1 protein-coding gene is annotated in these 522 nt (G+C 50.6%); it reads right to left on the bottom strand.

Annotated features, from left to right (window positions below):
* A partial coding sequence (locus tag AC27KL_RS28205) for a hypothetical protein (RefSeq protein ID WP_487171813.1) occupies window positions 1–184 on the bottom strand: 184 nt, incomplete at its 3' end.
* Window positions 185–522 lie beyond the last annotated feature (338 nt).

The raw sequence follows: 522 nt of genomic DNA, 5'->3' as shown, positions 1-522 counted from the left end.
CACGCTCGACGGAGGCTTCGCCATGCATCTCCACCAAGCCGAAGATGTCCTCCCGTGCTTTACGCAGTTGCAGGGTCAGTTCCTGGACTTCGTTTTCCAGCATCAATTTGTAATGGGTGATGGTTTCCAGTTCGGCCGGGCTTCCAAGCCAATCACTGGTGTCTTCGATGTCGAGGGGGTCCACGGGGTGCGCCTTATAGCTACTGTTTGGATATCAAGTAATCGAGGCGATGTGAACGGGCGAGATTGCGGCGACGAGCTGTAGAGTTTTGGAGTGGTATAAGGTAGGCAGGACGCCGGGAGAAAGGATATGTGCGTAGGGTTTTCTTCCCCAAAATGGGTGTGTTTGGGCCAATGTTTATTGGCCCGCAAAGGCGTTTAAAGATCAGCTATTTAGATGCATAAAATTCATGTAACTGTCTGATATTAAAGGAATAGTCTCAGAATTAGACTGCATCCCGTTCGTTGACCGGTTCTTTCTGGATGATCTGATGCAAACGCTCCCAGTACGCCAGGCCACGT

Source organism: Paenibacillus sp. YAE3 (assembly GCF_057546105.1).
Note: the sequence above shows the minus strand (reverse complement) of the source record. Positions and strands in the feature narration are given on the sequence as shown.